Source organism: Pseudomonas sp. Irchel 3H7, from assembly GCF_900187605.1.
GTDB lineage: Bacteria > Pseudomonadota > Gammaproteobacteria > Pseudomonadales > Pseudomonadaceae > Aquipseudomonas.
Genome location: NZ_FYEA01000003.1, coordinates 118,225 through 136,327, shown reverse-complemented (window position 1 = coordinate 136,327; position 18,103 = coordinate 118,225). Strand labels below are relative to the sequence as shown.

Here is an 18,103-nt window from a genome sequence, read left to right as displayed (position 1 = left end):
AATTCGATGACCCTGTAGGAGCTGCCGAAGGCTGCGATCTTTTGACTTTGTTTCTTAAGATCCAGATCAAAAGATCGCAGCCTTCGGCAGCTCCTACAGGTCAGTGGTTGATCAGGAAATCCCGATCAGCTGTTACAGATCAGCCAGGGTCGAGACCAGAATCGCCTTGATCGTGTGCATGCGGTTTTCCGCTTGCTCGAAGGCGATGCAGGCTGGGGACTCGAACACGTCGTCGGTCACTTCGATGCCGTTGGCCAGGTGCGGATACTGCTCGGCAATCTGTTTGCCGACCTTGGTATCGCTGTTGTGGAACGCCGGCAGGCAGTGCATGAACTTGGTGCGTGGGTTGCCGGTGGCTTTCATCAGCTCTTTGTTGACCTGATACGGCAGCAGTTGCTGGATACGTTCAGCCCAGGCCTCAACCGGCTCGCCCATCGATACCCAAACGTCGGTATGGATGAAGTCGACACCTTTGACGGCGGCTTTCGGGTCTTCGGTCAGGGTGATGCGCGCACCGCTTTCTTCCGCGTATTTGTTGCAGCGCTCGACCAGATCGTCATGCGGCCACAGCGCTTTCGGTGCGCAGATGCGCACGTCCATGCCGAGTTTGGCGCCGACCAGCAGCAGCGAGTTGCCCATGTTGTTGCGCGCGTCGCCCAAGTAGGCGTAGCTGATTTCATGGATTGGTTTGTCGGCGTGTTCACGCATGGTCAGCACGTCGGCGATCATTTGCGTCGGGTGATATTCATCGGTCAGGCCGTTGAACACCGGCACACCGGCGAATTTTGCCAGCTCTTCGACGATTTCCTGTTTGAAGCCACGGTATTCGATGGCGTCGTACATGCGCCCGAGTACGCGGGCGGTGTCTTTCATGCTTTCTTTGTGGCCGATCTGCGACGAGTTCGGGTCGATGTAGGTGACGTTGGCGCCTTGGTCATAGGCCGCCACTTCGAACGCGCAACGGGTGCGGGTCGAGGTTTTTTCGAAGATCAGGGCGATGTTGTTGCCCTTCAGGTGTTGCTGCTCGGTGCCGGTGTATTTCGCGCGTTTGAGATCGCGGGACAAGTCGAGCAGGTAACGCAGCTCACGTGGGGTGTGGTGTTCCAGGCTGAGCAGGTTACGGTTGTGAATGTTGAACGCCATGATGATTCTCCTTGGATTCGGTAATCGGCCCGGCCGCTATGGGATGGGTGCGGCCGGGGAGATGGTCGTTTAGTAATCGATTGGGTCACGCACGATCGGGCAGGTCATGCAGTGGCCGCCGCCACGGCCTCGGCCCAGTTCACCGGCGCTGATGGTGATGACTTCCACGCCGGCCTTGCGCAGCAGGGTGTTGGTGTAGGTGTTGCGGTCGTAGCCGATGACCACGCCCGGTTCCACGGCCACCACGTTGTTGCCGTCGTCCCATTGCTCGCGTTCGGCGGCGAAGCTGTTGCCGCCGGTTTCCACCACGCGCAACTTCGGCAAATTGAGGGCTTTGGCCACGGTGTCGAGGAAAGTGCCTTCTTCGCGGCGGATGTCGATGCCGCCCTGTTTGCTTTCGTCAGGGCGCAGGGTGAAGGCGACGATCTGATTCACCACTTCCGGGAAAATCGTCACCAGGTCGCGGTCGCAGAAACTGAACACGGTATCCAGGTGCATCGCCGCGCGGGACTTCGGCAGGCCGGCAACGATGACTTTTTCCACGGCTTTGTTTTTGAACAGGTTCAGCGCCAGTTGGCCGATGGCCTGACGCGATGAGCGCTCGCCCATGCCGATCAACACCACGCCGTTGCCGATTGGCATGACGTCGCCGCCCTCGAGGGTGGAGCTGCCGTGGTCCTTGTCCGGGTCGCCGTACCAGATCTCGAATTCGGCGTTGGTGAACTGCGGGTGGAATTTGTAGATGGCGGTGGTCAGCAGGGTTTCCTGACGACGCGCTGGCCAGTACATCGGGTTCAGCGTCACGCCACCGTAGATCCAGCAGGTGGTGTCACGGGTGAACTGGGTGTTCGGCAGCGGCGGCAGAATGAAGCTGGAGTGGCCGAGGAAGTCGCGGAACATCTGGATGGTCTTGCCGCCGAAACTGTCCGGCAGATCATCGGCGGACACGCCGCCAATCAGGAATTCGGCGATGTGCCGTGGCTCAAGGCTTTTCAGCCAGGATTTGACTTCGTTGATCAGGCCCAGGCCCACCGAATCGGCGGTGACCTTGCGCTCAAGAATCCAGTCCAGCGCTTCCGGGATGGCGACGATATCGGTCAGCAGGTTGTGCATTTCCAGCACATCGATGCCGCGCTCGCGCATTTTGGTGACGAAGTCGAAGTGGTCGCGCTTGGCCTGAGCCACCCAGAGCACGTCGTCGAACAGCAGTTCATCGCAGTTGTTCGGGGTCAGCCGCTGATGGGCCAGACCTGGGGAGCACACCATGACTTTGCGCAGTTTGCCGGCTTCGGAATGGACGCCGTACTTAACTTTTTCCGTGGTCATTTCAGATCCTCCAGATAACAAATCAATCAGGGATTACAGAGTCAGGAAGCCGTCGTAGAGACCGTAGGCAGCCACCAGGGCACCCACGACCACTGCGGCGAAAATCAGCTTCTCGACGTTAGTGAAAATCGGTTGTTTGAGTTCCAGCTTGGCTTTGGCGAACAGGATCGCGCCAGGTGCGTAGAGCAGGGCCGAGAGCAGCAAGTACTTGACCCCGCCGGCATACAGCAGCCACACCGCGTAGATCAGCGCGATGCCGCCGATAATCAGATCCTTGCGTCGCTCGGCCGCAAAGCCTTCGTAGCTTTCCCCGCGCACCGCCAGCAGCAGGGCGTAAGCCGCCGACCACAGGTATGGCACCAGAATCATCGAGGTGGCGAGGTAGATCAGCGACAGGTAAGTACTGGCCGAGAACAGCGTGATGATCAGGAAAATCTGCACCATCGCGTTGGTCAGCCACAGGGCGTTGACCGGTACGTGGTTGGCGTTTTCCTTGCGCAGGAACTCCGGCATGGTGTGGTCTTTGGCAGCGGCGAACATGATCTCCGCACACAGCAGCACCCACGACAGCAGCGCACCCAGCAGCGAGATGATCAGGCCGACGCTGATCAGCACCGCGCCCCAGTGACCGACCACATGCTCGAGCACGGCGGCCATCGACGGGTTCTGCAGTTTCGCCAGTTCCGGTTGGGTCATGATGCCCAGCGACAGCACGTTCACCAGCACCAGAAACAGCAGCACGGTGATGAAACCGATCACGGTGGCTTTGCCGACGTCCGAGCGTTTTTCCGCACGGGCCGAGAAGATGCTCGCACCCTCGATGCCGATGAACACCCAGACGGTGACCAGCATCATGTTGCGCACCTGGTTCATCACACTGCCCAGATCCGGGTTTTTGATGCCCCAGATGTCGGCGGTGAAGATGTCCAGTTTGAAGGCGAACACCGCGATCAACACGAACAGCAGCAGCGGTACGACCTTGGCGACCGTGGTCACCAGGTTGATAAACGCCGCTTCCTTGATCCCGCGCAGCACCAGAAAGTGCACCGCCCACAACAGCACCGAGGCGCCGATTACCGCCGCAACGGTGTTGCCTTCACCGAAAATCGGGAAGAAATAACCGAGGGTGCTGAACAGCAGAACGAAGTAACCGACGTTGCCCAGCCAGGCGCTGATCCAGTAACCCCAGGCGGACGAGAAACCCATGTAATCGCCGAATCCGGCCTTGGCGTAGGCGTAGACACCGCCGTCCAGGTCAGGCTTGCGATTGGCGAGGGTTTGAAAGACAAAAGCGAGGGTGAGCATGCCGACAGCGGTGATGGCCCAACCGATCAGTACTGCACCGACGTCGGCGCTGGCGGCCATGTTTTGTGGCAAAGAAAATATCCCGCCACCGATCATTGAGCCGACTACCAATGCAACCAGTGCACCTAGTCGTAGTTTTCCGGGAGCTTCAGACATTGCATGACTCCATTGCAGGAGAGAAGAGATCACAGCGTAGTTCTGTTGTCTGTTCAAACAGCTGACTTAGATCAGTGCATGGTCACATTCCATTGTTAATGAATGACTTAGGCTTCGACTGAAGGCATAAATACTCTGCCCGCAAGGCCCGTCCTAGAGGCGTTGTGGCTACATTGTTGGGAATGGCTATTATTACTTTTGAATTATCACGCTAGTTCTTTTTCAGCTTTTGGCAAATTTTCAGCGTCTGTTTTCAGTACAGAATTGATTTATCAGGATCAGCGCACAAAACTGTCTTAACGTGCTAGGCGTTAGCGTCATCGGCTATATATAAACAGGCGTTAATTGGCGTTACCTGATAAACGTCATCTACCTTTATCCGTTTAGTTAATAGTTGTTACAAATGCACGCTCACCACACTTCAAAGGGAAACTGAAATGTCGCAACCGACGCAAAAGCTGCGATTAGGCGCGTTGATCGCCCTGGTGGTGGGTTCGATGATTGGCGGAGGGATTTTCTCGCTGCCGCAGAACATGGCGGCACGCGCCGATGCCGGGGCGATCCTGATCGGTTGGGGCATCACGGCGATCGGCATGCTGACCTTGGCGTTCGTGTTCCAGACGTTGGCCAATCGCAAACCCGAGCTGGATTCCGGCGTGTACGCCTACGCCAAGGCCGGGTTTGGCGACTACATGGGTTTCTCGTCCGCGTGGGGTTACTGGATCAGTGCGTGGCTGGGCAATGTCGGCTATTTCGTCCTGCTGTTCAGCACCCTCGGTTACTTCTTTCCGGTGTTCGGCCAAGGCAATACGCCGATCGCCATCGGCTGTGCATCGGTGCTGCTGTGGGCCGTGCATTTTCTGGTGATGCGCGGGATCAAGGAGGCGGCGCTGATCAATCAATTGACCACGGTGGCCAAAGTCGTACCGCTGATCATGTTCATCGTCATCGCCGCCATCGCATTCAAGGCTGACATTTTTACCCGCGACATCTGGGGCACCAGCAACCCGAATTTCGGTGGGGTGATGGATCAGGTGCGCAACATGATGCTGGTCACGGTGTTTGTGTTCATCGGCATCGAAGGCGCCAGTGTGTACTCGGCGCGGGCGGAGAAACGCAGCGACGTCGGCCGCGCCACGGTGATCGGATTTATCGGCGTGCTGGCGCTGCTGGTACTGGTCAACGTGCTGTCGCTGGGGATCATGAGCCAGCCGGAACTGGCGAATCTGCAGAACCCGTCGCTGGCGGCGGTGCTCGAGCACATTGTCGGGCCATGGGGCGCGTTGCTGATCAGCATTGGCCTGGCGATTTCCCTGCTCGGCGCGTTGCTGTCCTGGGCCTTGCTGTGTGCGGAAATCCTCTTCGCCACGGCCAAGGACAAGACCATGCCGGCGTTCCTGAAAAAGGAAAACAAGAACCATGTGCCGGTCAATGCGTTGTGGCTGACCAACGCGATGATCCAGATTTTCCTGTTGATCACGCTGTTCTCGGCGGGCACTTACACCAGTCTTATTTATCTGGCCTCGTCGATGATTCTGGTGCCGTACCTGTGGTCGGCGGCGTACGCGGTGCTGCTCAGCGGGCGCGGCGAAACTTACGAACACGCCTCGGCTGAGCGCACCAAGGATCTGCTGATCGGTGGCATCGCCCTCGGTTATGCGGTGTGGTTGTTGTATGCCGGCGGGGTGAAGTATTTGCTGTTGTCGGCGTTGCTGTATGCGCCGGGGGTGATCCTGTTTGCCAAGGCCAAGCATGAGGCGGGCGAGCCGTTGTTCACTCATGTCGAGAAGGGCATTTTCACCTGCGTGGTCATCGGCGCGGGGCTGGCGGCGTATGGGTTGTACAGCGGTGTGCTGTCGTTGTGAGGTTATCGCTTGCCTATGCGCCGCCGTATGACTGGGAGGCGATGTTGGGGTTTCTCGCGGCGCGGGCGGTGGTCGGGATGGAGGCCGTGGGCGATGGCGTGTATTCGCGCAGCATCGGGTTAAACGGTGTTCACGGCACGGTTTCGGTCTGGCTAGGGACGGCGGATGCGCTGGAGGTCGAGCTGGACTTTCCTGATCCGGCAGCCGTGCCCGAGATCGTTGTCAGGTTGCGGCGGATGTTTGATCTGGATGCGGATCTGGCGCTGAGGCAAGGGCATCTGGCGAATGATCCGTTGCTGGCGCGGTTGATTGTCGAGCGTCCGGGGTTGCGCATTCCCGGTGCGTGGGATGGATTGGAGTTGGCGTTTCGCGCGGTGCTTGGGCAGCAGATTACGGTGGTGGCGGCGATTCGTCTGGCGGGGAAACTGGTTGCGCAATATGGCGCGCCGCTGGATTCCACCGTGCCCGGATTGACCCATGTATTTCCCGAGGCGCACGTAATGGCGGCGGCAGATCTGGCAGCGTTGGGCATGCCGAAAAGTCGTGGGCGCACGTTGTCAAGCGTGGCGCAGACGTTGCTGGATGAACCCTCGTTGTTTGAGCCGAATCGCGAGGGTGGCGTGGCGCGGTTGTTGGCGCTGCACGGGATTGGCGAGTGGACGGCGCAGTACATCGCGTTGCGGCAGTTGCGGGATATGGATGGGTTTCCCCATGGTGATGTCGGGTTGCTGCGGGCGCTGGAAGTGCTGGAAGGCAAGCGGCCGACAGCGCGGGAATTGTCGTTGCGCGCTGAGGCCTGGCGACCTTATCGAGGGTATGCGGCGCAGTTGTTGTGGACGTCTTTGAGCCGGGCAGATTGATACATCATCGCTCGGCCTGAAATTGCAGCCCTCACCCCAGCCCTCTCCCGGAGGGAGAGGGGGCCACCGAGGTGTCCTGCGTTTTACATCGACCTGCAAGACCGAGTCGATTATGGATTCAGCGCCGATCGTTCAAGTCGGTGAATGTCTTCAGTATCCCCGAATCAGCCCCTCTCCCGGAGGGAGAGGGGGCCGACCGAGGTGTCTTGCGTTGTACATCGACCTGAAAGACCGAGTCGATTATGGATTCAGCGCCGATCGTTCAAGTCGGTGAGTGTCTTCAGTATCCCCGAATCAGCCCCTCTCCCGGAGGGAGAGGGGGCCGACCGAGGTGTCTTGCGTTGTACATCGACCTGAAAGACCGAGTCGATTACGGATTCAGCGCCGATCGTTCAAGTCGGTGAATGTCTTCAGTATCCCCGAATCAGCCCCTCTCCCGGAGGGAGAGGGGGCCGACCGAGGTGTCTTGCGTTTTACATCGACCTGAAAGACCGAGTCGATTATGGATTCAGCGCAGATCGTTCAAGTCGGTGAATGTCTTCAGTATCCCCGAATCAGTTCCTCTCCCGGAGGGAGAGGGGGCCGACCGAGGTATCTGGCGCTGTCCATCGACCTGCAAGACCAAGTCGATTATGGATTCCGAATCAATCGTTCAAGTCGGTGAATCTCTTCAATATCACCCGATCGGTCCCCTCTCCCTCTGGGAGAGGGTTAGGGTGAGGGGCTTTTAATTCCACTGTGGGTGATGAGAACCCAGCTCTGTAGCCGGCAACGCCCACTGAATCGGCGTGCCGCTGATCTTCACCGGCACCTGCAAACGATGCGCCGGGCCCCAAGGGGTCTGTTCCAGAAATGAACCCTGATCCTGCTCATCTTCCGCTCGCAATGCCTCACTTGTCCCCGGCCCATGCTCGATCAACAACTTCGCCGTCCGCGCCAGCGACAACCGCGCCGAGCCACCGCGTCCGGTGTTCAAACGCTCGGTCAACAGTCGGAGCGCACTCGCCGCCATCAAATACCCCGTCGCATGATCCAGCGCCTGCACCGGCAATGGCGTCGGTTTCTCAGCCTGCTGCCAGCGCTGGCCGGCCTCGGCGATGCCGCTGCTCATCTGCACCAAACTGTCGAAGCCCCGGCGGTTCTGCCACGGGCCGTTCCAGCCGTAGGCGTTGAGGGCGACATCGATCAGGCCCGGTGCCAGATGGCGACGGCGCTCAACGCCGAAACCGAGATTGTCCAAAGCGTCGGCGCGGTAACCGTGCAGCAAAATATCGGCGTCTTTCAACAAGCCTTCGAACACCGCGCGATCCACCGGATCCAGCAAGTTCAGCCGCGCGCAGTGTTTGCCGAGGGTCATTTCCGGAATGACACCAGGCTCATTCCAGGTCGGGGAATCGATGCGCAACACGTTGGCGCCAAGGCCTGCGAGAAAACGGCTGGCGGTGGGGCCGGCGAGCACGCGTGTCAGATCCAGCACCTTGATCCCGGCCAACGGTTGCGCCACCGAGCCTTGCCACGCTTGGTGCTGTTCATCCTGCGAATCAAGGAAATGCACCAGCGGCTCGGCATTCACCGCGAGCCCCTGCGGATGCTTCTGCCATTGCGCCCAACTGCGCATTTCGGCGGCGCAGCCCTGGGCTTCGACCACCGCTTGTTCCAGATCCGTACTCGTCCATTGCGCGACTTTCGCCGCCATTGCATCACGGTCGGCGCAGGCGCCGAGCACACGTTCAGCGGCGGCGCGGTGATGTGGAGCGTTGGTGTGCAGGCGGATCCAGCCGTCGCGGGTCGCGTAGTCGCCGGCGATCGGGTCCCACAGCGGTGGCACCTGCCAGCCGATTGGTCGCAGCGAGCTGGAGAACCAGAACGAGGCCAATCGACGGTCGACTGCAACGGCCGGCAAATGACCTGACTGCTGCTGGATCAACTCGCTGACGGTCTGACCGGCAGCAGCGATGCTGGCGCAGGCAAGCTCCGTGACGGCGAACGCCGAGGGCAGGGCGCCTTGCTCGGTGAAAGGAATCGGTGTGCGAGGCAAGCCGAGTGCGGCTTGAATGGACGTGAGTAAATCAGTCATCGAAGGCCCTCCGGAGCGAGAGGGCGATGATAGTGCAAAACAATCCCGTGTCAGATGAAATCCCCGATTGCAGGGTTGCCACTTGACCCTGTGGGAGCTGGCTTGCCAGCGATAGCGGAGTGTCAGTCAACAATGTACTGACTGATGTGCCGCCATCGCTGGCAAGCCAGCTCCCACAAGGTTTTGTGGTGGATTGAGTGGCGGGCTCAGACGCGAAACTGATCCATCAATTTCATCTGCTGACTCGCCAGGGCATTGAGCTGGCTGCTGATCGCCGCCGACTCAGTAGCCTGCTCGGTCAGGGTTTCAGTCACGGTACGAATCGCCGAAACGTTGCGATTGACCTCTTCGGCGACCGCACTCTGCTGTTCGGCCGCGCTGGCAATCTGCAGGTTCATGTCGCTGATCACCGTCACCGCATCACTGATCTTGCCCAGCGCATCCACCGCCTGACGAATCTGCCCGGCGTTGTTGTGTGCCTGAGTCTGGCTCGAATGCATGGTCGCGACCACGCCACGGGTGCCTGTCTGAATCTTCTCGATGACTATGCGAATTTCTTCCACCGAATCCTGCGTGCGCTTGGCGAGGTTGCGCACTTCGTCGGCAACCACGGCAAAACCACGGCCGCTCTCACCGGCGCGGGCCGCTTCAATCGCCGCGTTGAGCGCCAGCAAATTGGTCTGTTCGGCGATACTGCGGATCACTTCCAGCACCGAGCCGATCTGCTCGCTGTTGACTGCCAGCGCTTCAACTTCGGTCACCGCTTTGCTGACTTCTTCGGCCAGTTGATTGATATCGCGGGTGCTGCGCTCGATGATCGACATGCCGTCCTTGGCCGACTGATCGGCACCTTTCGCGGCGTTGGCGGCGTTTGATGCGCTGTTGGCGACGTCGTGGGCGGTGGCGCTCATTTCGTTGGACGCGGTGGCCACCTGATCGATCTCGCGGAACTGCACCTGCATGCCTTCGCTGGTCTGGCGGGCGATTTCCGAAGACTGGTCGGCGGTGCCGCGCGCCTCGGTGATGCTCTGCTTGATCTGCGCGATGGTCGGTTGCAGCTTGTCGAGGAAACGGTTGAACCAGTTCACCAGTTCGCCCAGTTCATCCTGTTTGCTGTAGTTCAGGCGTTGGGTCAGATCACCTTCGCCGCTGGCAATGTTCTTCAGCATCTCGGCAACGCTATTGATCGGGCGAGTAACGCCGGACGCAGTCAGCCAGATCAGCAACAGGCCAACCAGACCGGCAACCACGGCGACCAGCAGCGCGGTGATCACGCCGGTTTCCTGAGCATCGTCGAGTACCGCTTGCAGCTTGACCGAATCGGCCAGCAGCACTTGTTTTGGCAGGTCGATGACTACGCCCCAGGCGCGTGAGTTACCGATCGGATCGACCGGGTATACGGCGCGAATCAGATCGCCCTGTTCGAGAATCTTCGGTGTGCCTGAGCTCAGCAGTTGCAGTACGTCCTTGCCATCGGCGCCGAGAGTGTCGCTGATCTTTTTGCCGACCTTGCTCGCGTCGGAACTGTCAGCACCGAGCACGCCGCTGCCGGAAACAATCAGCATGTGCCCGGCGTTGTTGAACAGGTTGCGCTGGGAATCCACGGCCGCTGCTTGCAGGGCATCGAGCGCGATGTCGACACCGACCACGCCGATGGCCTTGCCGTCGACGATCAACGGCACGGAAATGGTCGTCATGAGCATTTCCTTGCCACCGACGGTGTCGGCATACGGGTCTAGCAGGCAGGTGCGTTTGGCATCGCGAGGGCAGGTGTACCAGCTGTTGTACGGCGTGCCGCTGACGCTGAGGGTGGTTTTGGTCAGGTCTTCTTCGACCATGATGGTGTTCAGCGAGGCGCCGGCGGCGCGGCTCCAGTACGTGGCAAAACGTCCGGCTTCGTTGGACTGGCGCGCAGCATCGTTGGCGAACTCGCTGTCCTTGCCGTCGAGAGCGTTCGGTTCGAAAGCGAGCCAGATGCCGAGCACTTTGTCGTTGCGCTCAAAAGCGGTTTTCAGGCTCAGGTTCAACTCTTCGCGCAAGGCACCGGCGTCCAGCGAACGCTTGGCGGCCATGACGCGCATGTCCTTGATCTGGTCAGCCAGGGCAGTGATCACCGTCAGGCTTTCGCCGAAGGTCTTCTGCACCCGCACGGCTTGCTCGGCGGCTTTGGCTTGCAACAGATTCTGCACGCTGGCGGTGAGCAATTTATTGCTCGAGTCACTGACCAGTTGGTCGTTCTGGTTGGTCTGGTAGATGTTCATGCCGACGATCAGCGCAACCACACCGAGCAGGCACAGGCCGGAGAGCAGAACGATTTTCAGGCGAATGGACAGAGAGTCGAACATGGGGCGATCTCGCGAATGAATAAACGGGTGGCAGGCGGATATGAACTATCCGGTTCGCCAAATCCATTCAGCGCCATGCAATGCTCATCGGCGTGGAAGCAGAGGGCATGAGGCGCGTGCCGACGGACGGTCAGCGCTAAACGTTTGCGCAGGAGAAAGTGCTGAAAAAGCGATTAATTACAGGGATGTTTCAGTGTGAAGACGGGGCGGGATCAAGCAGGGATTGATTCCGGGCGCGACCAGATCCACAGATTGCCCAGGCTCATCCCGGCAATCGCCAGATAGACCGGCCAGCCGTGATCGAGCATCACCAGCATTAACGTCGCGCAAAGCAACATGCTCACTGTCGCGCTGACTTTGGCCTTGCGCGCGATGATCTTGCCGTTGCGCCAATTGCTGAGGATCGGTCCGAACAAGCGATGGTTTTCCAGCCAGGCGCTCAGGCGCGGCGAGCTGCGGGTCGCGGCCCAGGCGGCAAGAAGGATGAACTCGGTGGTCGGCAGGCCGGGCACGACGATGGCGATCAGGCCAATGCCAAGGCTGACGTAGGCCAAGAGGCCGAACAGCACGCGGGCGAGTTTCGAGGAGGCGGGTTGCGGCATGGGCTACGCGGTGGCTTCTGAAGCGGAATGGAGATCTTACAGGCTTACGCAGTTCCCCTGTAGGAGCTGCCGAAGGCTGCGATCTTTTGATGTTGTTTTCAAGATCAAAAGATCGCAGCCTTTGGCAGCTCCTACAGGGGGATGTGTGTTGTGTCAGGCAGGTTCAGCTTCGGTGGCGTAAGCCTGTTCCAGCAACACGGTGAAGCGGTTGAACGCGTCGATCGCACCTTGCTCCACTTCAGCCTCTTCTTCAGCACTGAACTGCAGCGAATCGAGGGTGCGCACGAAGCTTTTCCAGCCTTCGGCACGGCCACCTTCAGGCTCACCCAGGTGACGGGCACCGAAGGTTTCGCTCAGCTCCAGCGCCACCGCGCGTTTGATCAGGAATGCCGCACCGAGCTTCGAACCTTCGGAAACAAAGATCCAGCCCAGAGCACGAGCCTTGCTCGGGTTTTTCACCGCGCCTGCTACCGGGGCCGGTACTTCGGTTTCCAGGTCCGCGAGGTCAGCCTTGGCCGCTTCGGCGCGGCAGCGGGCCGGCAGATCAGGCACGATGGCGGTCAGTTCAGCGTTGTTGTACAGGTCGACCAGTTCCGACTGGAACAGGTACTGCGCGACGACGAAACGGGCGAAATTGGCGCGGGTCTCGAACGGCGCGTGGGCTTTGACCAGGGCGTCGAGCTTGCTGTGCGGCTCGTGGGTGATCTGGTTCAGGCGTTGTGAACGCAGGGCTTTTTCCGATGTGCTCATGACATGTCCTTGATAAAAGAGGCGCTTGATAACGAGACGAACAAGGCGACGTGCAAGCGTAAAAAAACCTCACTGCGCGGTGCCTGAACACGCACAGTGAGGTCGACCGGATCAGATGTCCCAGATCAGATTGATCGCGAAGTTGCGACCCGGTTGGGTCAGGCGATCGAGGTTGGCCGGTTGCGTCACCGACGCTTCGCCGACGCTGTCGTAACCGCGCACGTCATCCCACAGCCAGTATTTCTTGTCGGTCAGGTTGTAGATGCCGCCGCTGACGGTGACGTCGTCGGTGACTTTGTAATAACCGGCCAGATCAAGAATGCCGAAGCCCGGGGTTTTGAACTGGCTGCTGACGCCATCCGGCGACTTGAAGTTGCTGTCGTCGACGCGATCCTTTTTCTTCACCACGGTCCAGCTCAGCAGGCCGCCGTAGTTGTCCTGGTCGTAACCCAGACCGAACACGCCAGTCAGCGGGTTGACGCTGTTGATCGGCTCGCCGTTGTCGTTGTTGCGACCGTAGGCGTAGGCAATCGAGCCTTGGGTGTAGAGGCCTTGCGGCGCGCCAAACGCATCCAGATTCAGACGACCTTTGACTTCCGCACCCTTGATGGTGGCGTGCTTGATGTTGGCCGACTGGAAGGTCAGTTCGTTGCGGCCCGGGGTCACGGCGTCTTCGTTAATGAAATCGCGGTACTTGTTGTAGAACACCGCTACGTCGAACGAACCTTGTTCGAAATTGCCGCGCAGACCGGTTTCATAGCTTTTGCTTTTTTCCGGTTCCAGGTCGGGATTCGGCGCCACGCTGTAACCAGTGGTGGTGTTTTCGAAGCGGCCGTACAGGGCTTTCGCGGTCGGGGTGCGGAAGCCTTCGGCGTATTGACCGTACCAGGTGTAGTTTTCGGTCAGGGCGTAGGTCAGGCCGAATTTCGGCGAAACTTTGTGCCAGGTCTTGTTCTTGTCGCTGACCGTGCCTTGGCCGTCAGCCGCCACGGTGTTGAGGAATTCCTGGGTGATGTGCGGCTTGAGCTGGGTGTAGTCGTAGCGCAGGCCCGGCAGGAAGGTCCAGTTGTTCCAACTGATCTGATCCTGAGCGAACACGCTGTAGGTGTTGATGGTCGGGTCCGGGAAGTCGGTGGCTTTGGCCAACACGTCCGCGGTACTGGTCGCGCCGATGGCGGTGCAGCCACGACCGACGGCCAGGCAAGTGCCGTTGCCGCTGCGCGAGCCGGTGACTTTCTGTTGCTTGATGGTGGTGCCGTAAGTCAGCACGTGATCGGTGGCGCCGAGGGCGAACGCCTTGTCCAGCTGCGCGTCGAACACCCACTGCTTTTCTTCGTAAATCGTGTCGCGAGTACGCAGCACTTTACGGGTGATCGGGTAGTAGAACTCGGTGGTGCTCTGGTCGGTCTTGGCGATCTGGTGGTTGAGGCTCCACTTCACGTTATCGACCAGCAGGCTGTCGAGGGCGAACGAGTGCTCGATGCCGAAACGCTCACGGGTGATCGTGTCGTTACCGGTGCGCCACTGATACATGCCGCCGGGCAGCACGCTGTCGGGGATAGTCGGGGCGCCGTTGAAGTACGGGCCGCCGTAAGCGCTTTTCTGATCGGTGTCGCGATCGTCCTTGTACTTTTCGTAGGTCAGACCCAGACGCGAATCTTCGTTGTAGTTCCAGCCGATCTTGGCCAGTACGTTGTAGGCGTTGACGTCTTCCGGGTTGGCGGCGGTGCGCTCAAGGCCGGTGCCATTGTTGCTGCCGTAGGAATCGGTCTCGTGCCCGTCGCGCTGGCTGTAGTGCAGCAAGCCGTCGAACTGGTCGGCGCGGCCGGCAACGGTGGCGGACTTCAGCCAGCTGTCATCGGCCGAGCTGTAACCGCTTTTCAGGCGCGCACCGACGTCTTTGCCTGGCTTGATGATGTCGTCGGCATCGAGGGTGTAATAGCTGACGGCGCCGCCGATGGCGTTGCTGCCGTACAGCACCGAGGCCGGGCCCCGGAGGATTTCCACGCGTTTGACGATTTCCGGGTCAACGTAATTGCGCTGAGTCTTGGCGTACGGACCGTTGAAGAAACCGTCCGGGACTTCGACGCCGTCAACCTGGGTCAGGATGCGGTCGCCATCGATACCGCGAATGTTATAGCCGCTGATACCGCCACGCTGACCGGCGCCGCCCACGGAAACACCCGGCTCGTAACGCACCAGATCCTTGATGGTGTTGACGTTGTTGCGGTCCAGATCCTGACGGGTCTGCACGGTGACGGTGGCCGGTACGCTGTTGACCGACTGCTCCTGGCGGGTGGCGCTGATGGTCACCTGATCCAGATTGAGCGTGCCACTGGCGTTGCGCTTTTCCAGCACTACGTTGTTGTTGCTGATTTTGCGGAAGCTCAGGTTGGTCCCCACCAACAGGCGCTCAAGGGCTTTTTCCGGGGACAACGAGCCACGCACGCCCGGCGACGACACGCCCTGACCCAGTTCTGCCGGCAAGCCGACCTGCCAACCGGTCACGGCAGTGAAGGCGTTGAGCGCCGACACCAGTGGCTGCTGGCCGATGGCGAACGAGTAATCGCCCATGTTGCGCGTCGGTTGCTCGGTGGCAGCCATCAGCGGCGCGGTGCCGGCCATCAGAATGGCCGCGGTCAGCAGCGACAAGACGCGGGAAGGGGAGGAAGTCTGGCGGGTAAGGCGTGAGGACATCGATAGCGCTCCGTGTCGCACGAATCTTTATAGGGGCTGATTGGCTTCGCGTGTTGCGAATCAATTGCATTGGCTATAACGAGACGTACTGACGTTGGCTATCGAGTAAAAATAATTCTCATTTAGTTCAGGATGACCACGGCGGGGAATTCTTTCAGTTGCGCCGAGGTGATGTGCGCGAGGGAGCGAACCACGTCGAGTGGCTGATCGAGGCGGTAATTGCCGGTCACAGCGACGTCGGCCAACTGCTCGTTGGTGTTGATGATCCAGCCTGGATAGTAGCGGCGCAATTCGGCAAGCACCTGATTCAGCGGGCAGTTCTCGAACACCAAGCGACCTTGCACCCAGGCCAGGTCAGTGTTGACGTCGAGTTTGGCCGGGCGGTCGAAACCGTTGGGGCCGATACGAATACTCTCACCGGCCTTAAGACGTACGCGAGCGTCGTTATGCGTTGCCTGTAGATCGACATCGCCGCGCTGCACGTTGACCTGCGCCACGCCATCGAGATAACGCACCGCGAATGCGGTATCGCGCACGCTGGCACGGACCGGGCCGGCATCGATTTCCAGCGGTTGACTGCGGCCGCTGGCGATCTCGAAAAACGCTTCGCCCTGAAACAACCGGGCAACGCGCTGCTGATCGTTGATGGTGCTGGAAAATGCCGAATTGGTATTGAGCAGGACTTTCGAACCGTCCTCCAGTTGCAGGCGCTGGCGCTCGCCGACCACGGTCAGATGATCGGCCTGAATGCGCATCGGCAGATTACTGAAACTGAACAAACCGAGGATCAGCACGGCGGCGGTGGCCAGCGGTTTCCAGTGTGGACGCAGACGCTTGAGGAAAGTGACCTTCGCAGGTTTGGCCGCCAGGCTTTGCGCGCACTGGGCGATTTGCGGGCCGTCCCAGATCGCCTGGGCCTTGGCGAACGCTTCGGCATTCAACGGATCGGCCGCCAGCCAGGCATGAAATTGCCGGGTCTGCTCCTCGTCCGGACTGTCGAGCACGATGAGCCAGTCCAGAGCCTGGTCCATTGCGTTGGCAGCGTCCTGCACCGAATCCGGCGAAGGCGAGCGGTGGGTGTCCGTCACGGTGTTTCCTCGGCAGTGTCTGCGCACGGCTGTTTTTTTAAGTGAAGCGTAAAAGTCGGGCAAGGGTAACAAAGCCCACTGATCCGTGCAGGCGATCCTGGCACTTACAGAAAAGCCCTACAACTTCAGTCGCCATTCAGACGTTCGGCGACGCCGATACAAATGGTCATGATCAGCTTCAGTTCTTTCTGCACGGTGCTGAGGGAAACATTCAGCTCATCGGCGATTTCCTGATAACTGTTCCCGTGCAGACGGCTGAGGATGAAAATCTGCTGCTGACGGGGACTGAGTTGACTGAGGCTCACGTTCAGGCGCTCCAGCATCTGTTCGGCGTGGGCGGCATCTTCGGCGCTGCTGGCGGGGGCGGCGACGCTGTGCACGACATCCTGCGGCACGTCATCGACCATGGTTCGCGAATGGATCTTGCGCGCACGCAAATGATCCAGCGCCAGATTGCGCGCGGTCTGGAAGACAAAAGGTTCGAGGTGATCGATGGCCCGTTCGCTCAACGCCCGCGTCACGCGCAGGTAGGTCTCCTGCAGCAGGTCTTCAGCGGTGCTGTGATTGTTGACCATCCGTTCCAGCGTACGCAGCAGCGAGGTGCGCTGGGTGAGGAAGACGTGGTTGAAGCGCGATTGACTCACGGGAGGACCTGATCGATTTCAAGCGAATGATAATGCTTATCATCTAGTTGAATGGTCAAGTATTGTTTTGTGATCGACGCAGATAAATGTAGGAGCTGCCGAAGGCTACGATCTTTTGATGTTGATCTTACAAACAAGATCAAAAGATCGCAGCCTTCGGCAGCTCCTACAGGGGATCAGGACAACCTTACTCGGCGTTACACAGCGCCAGGCAGTTATCCAGCATGCGGTTGGAGAAGCCCCACTCGTTGTCGTACCAGGCCAGCACCTTCAGCAGTTTGCCGCTGGACTTGGTGTGGTTGGCGTCGAATATCGACGACAGCGGATTATGGTTGAAGTCGCTGGATACCAGCGGCAGGGTGTTGAAGCCGAGAATCTTCGAGTGCTGGCTCGCGGATTTCATCAGCGCGTTGACTTCCTCGGCGCTGGCTTCTTTTTTCAACTGCACGGTCAAATCCACCAGCGACACATTGATCACCGGCACGCGCACGGCCATGCCGGTCAGCTTGCCCGCCAGTTCCGGCAGCACCAGGCCTACCGCTTCAGCGGCGCCGGTCTTGCTCGGGATCATGTTCTGCGTGGCCGAACGCGCGCGGTACGGGTCGGTGTGGTAGACGTCGGTGAGGTTCTGATCGTTGGTGTAGGCATGAATCGTAGTCATCAGACCGCTTTCGATCCCCAGTTCGCGGTGCAGCACTTGCGCCACTGGCGCCAGGCAGTTGGTGGTGCACGAAGCGTTGGAGATGATCTGGTGCGACTGGCGCAAAATGTCGTGGTTCACGCCATAGACAACAGTGGCGTCGGCACCTTTGGCCGGAGCCGAGATGATCACTTTGCGCGCGCCGGCAGTAATATGCGCGGCCGCTTTGGCGCGATCGGTAAAGAGACCGGTGCATTCGAACACCACATCAATCTTTTCCGCCGCCCATGGCAGCTCGGCCGGGTTGCGAATGGCGCTGACCGCAATGCGGTCGCCGTTGACGGTCAGACTTTCGTTGTCATGCTCGACCTGAGCGTCGAACGTGCCGTGAACGGTGTCGTATTTGAGCAGATGAGCATTGATCGAGCTGTCGCCCAGATCGTTGATGGCGACGATCTGCAAATCCTGTCGATAGCCTTGGGTATACAGTGCGCGCAGGACATTACGGCCGATGCGGCCAAAACCATTGATTGCGATTCGAAGAGTCATGGAACAGCGCCGCCGTCGTTTTGTTGTTGGAATTACAAGATTATTCGCATAAAAAT

The 18,103-nt window shown here is 59.5% G+C and carries 12 protein-coding genes and 2 pseudogenes; 2 read left to right on the top strand and 12 right to left on the bottom strand.

Going from position 1 to position 18,103, the window contains the following annotated elements:
* Window positions 1–132: 132 nt before the first annotated feature.
* The 3 genes from CKW38_RS06700 to arcD (CKW38_RS06690) form a co-directional block, all read right to left on the bottom strand.
* Window positions 133–1,143 (bottom strand): ornithine carbamoyltransferase, encoded by a 1,011-nt coding sequence (locus CKW38_RS06700; protein WP_007950113.1) that lies wholly within the window; start codon window positions 1,141–1,143, stop codon window positions 133–135.
* Between the two features lie 69 nt (window positions 1,144–1,212).
* The gene (arcA, locus tag CKW38_RS06695) at window positions 1,213–2,469 is read right to left on the bottom strand and encodes an arginine deiminase (RefSeq protein WP_095112273.1); all 1,257 of its coding nucleotides are present in this window, start codon (window positions 2,467–2,469) and stop codon (window positions 1,213–1,215) included.
* A gap of 33 nt (window positions 2,470–2,502) precedes the next feature.
* The gene (gene arcD, locus CKW38_RS06690; protein ID WP_007908042.1) at window positions 2,503–3,930 is read right to left on the bottom strand and encodes an arginine-ornithine antiporter; all 1,428 of its coding nucleotides are present in this window, start codon (window positions 3,928–3,930) and stop codon (window positions 2,503–2,505) included.
* Window positions 3,931–4,367: 437 nt separating this feature from the next.
* Between arcD (CKW38_RS06690) and arcD (CKW38_RS06685) the strand changes: the two genes are divergently transcribed.
* The gene (arcD, locus tag CKW38_RS06685; RefSeq protein WP_095112272.1) at window positions 4,368–5,795 is read left to right on the top strand and encodes an arginine-ornithine antiporter; all 1,428 of its coding nucleotides are present in this window, start codon (window positions 4,368–4,370) and stop codon (window positions 5,793–5,795) included.
* Window positions 5,792–6,655 (top strand): DNA-3-methyladenine glycosylase, encoded by an 864-nt coding sequence (locus CKW38_RS06680; protein ID WP_095112271.1) that lies wholly within the window; start codon window positions 5,792–5,794, stop codon window positions 6,653–6,655. The genes arcD (CKW38_RS06685) and CKW38_RS06680 overlap by 4 nt, the downstream gene beginning before the upstream one ends.
* Window positions 6,656–7,382: 727 nt before the next feature.
* On the opposite strand, the gene CKW38_RS06675 is transcribed toward CKW38_RS06680, so the two are convergent.
* From CKW38_RS06675 to gap, 9 genes and pseudogenes are all read right to left on the bottom strand, one after another.
* Window positions 7,383–8,732 carry a CoA transferase gene (locus tag CKW38_RS06675; RefSeq protein WP_095112270.1) on the bottom strand — a complete coding sequence of 450 codons (1,350 nt, stop codon included), beginning with the start codon at window positions 8,730–8,732 and terminating at the stop codon, window positions 7,383–7,385.
* A 206-nt stretch (window positions 8,733–8,938) separates the two neighbouring features.
* A pseudogene (locus CKW38_RS30625) lies at window positions 8,939–9,469 on the bottom strand (methyl-accepting chemotaxis protein); the annotation flags it as partial.
* A gap of 375 nt (window positions 9,470–9,844) precedes the next feature.
* Window positions 9,845–10,804, bottom strand: a pseudogene (locus tag CKW38_RS30620) (chemotaxis protein); the annotation flags it as partial.
* A 485-nt stretch (window positions 10,805–11,289) separates the two neighbouring features.
* Window positions 11,290–11,679 (bottom strand): YbaN family protein, encoded by a 390-nt coding sequence (locus CKW38_RS06665; RefSeq protein ID WP_007917897.1) that lies wholly within the window; start codon window positions 11,677–11,679, stop codon window positions 11,290–11,292.
* A 153-nt stretch (window positions 11,680–11,832) separates the two neighbouring features.
* On the bottom strand, window positions 11,833–12,429 hold the full coding sequence (locus CKW38_RS06660; protein ID WP_095112268.1) for a biliverdin-producing heme oxygenase: 597 nt from the start codon (window positions 12,427–12,429) through the stop codon (window positions 11,833–11,835).
* Window positions 12,430–12,540: 111 nt separating this feature from the next.
* On the bottom strand, window positions 12,541–15,126 hold the full coding sequence (locus CKW38_RS06655; RefSeq protein WP_007917895.1) for a TonB-dependent receptor: 2,586 nt from the start codon (window positions 15,124–15,126) through the stop codon (window positions 12,541–12,543).
* A 122-nt stretch (window positions 15,127–15,248) separates the two neighbouring features.
* Window positions 15,249–16,214, bottom strand: a complete 966-nt coding sequence (locus CKW38_RS06650; protein WP_095112267.1) for a FecR domain-containing protein — start codon at window positions 16,212–16,214, stop codon at window positions 15,249–15,251.
* A gap of 125 nt (window positions 16,215–16,339) precedes the next feature.
* Entirely contained in the window at window positions 16,340–16,858 is a 519-nt protein-coding gene (locus CKW38_RS06645; RefSeq protein ID WP_007917886.1) for an RNA polymerase sigma factor, read from the bottom strand.
* A gap of 187 nt (window positions 16,859–17,045) precedes the next feature.
* On the bottom strand, window positions 17,046–18,047 hold the full coding sequence (gene gap / locus CKW38_RS06640) for a type I glyceraldehyde-3-phosphate dehydrogenase (RefSeq protein ID WP_007917884.1): 1,002 nt from the start codon (window positions 18,045–18,047) through the stop codon (window positions 17,046–17,048).
* Window positions 18,048–18,103 lie beyond the last annotated feature (56 nt).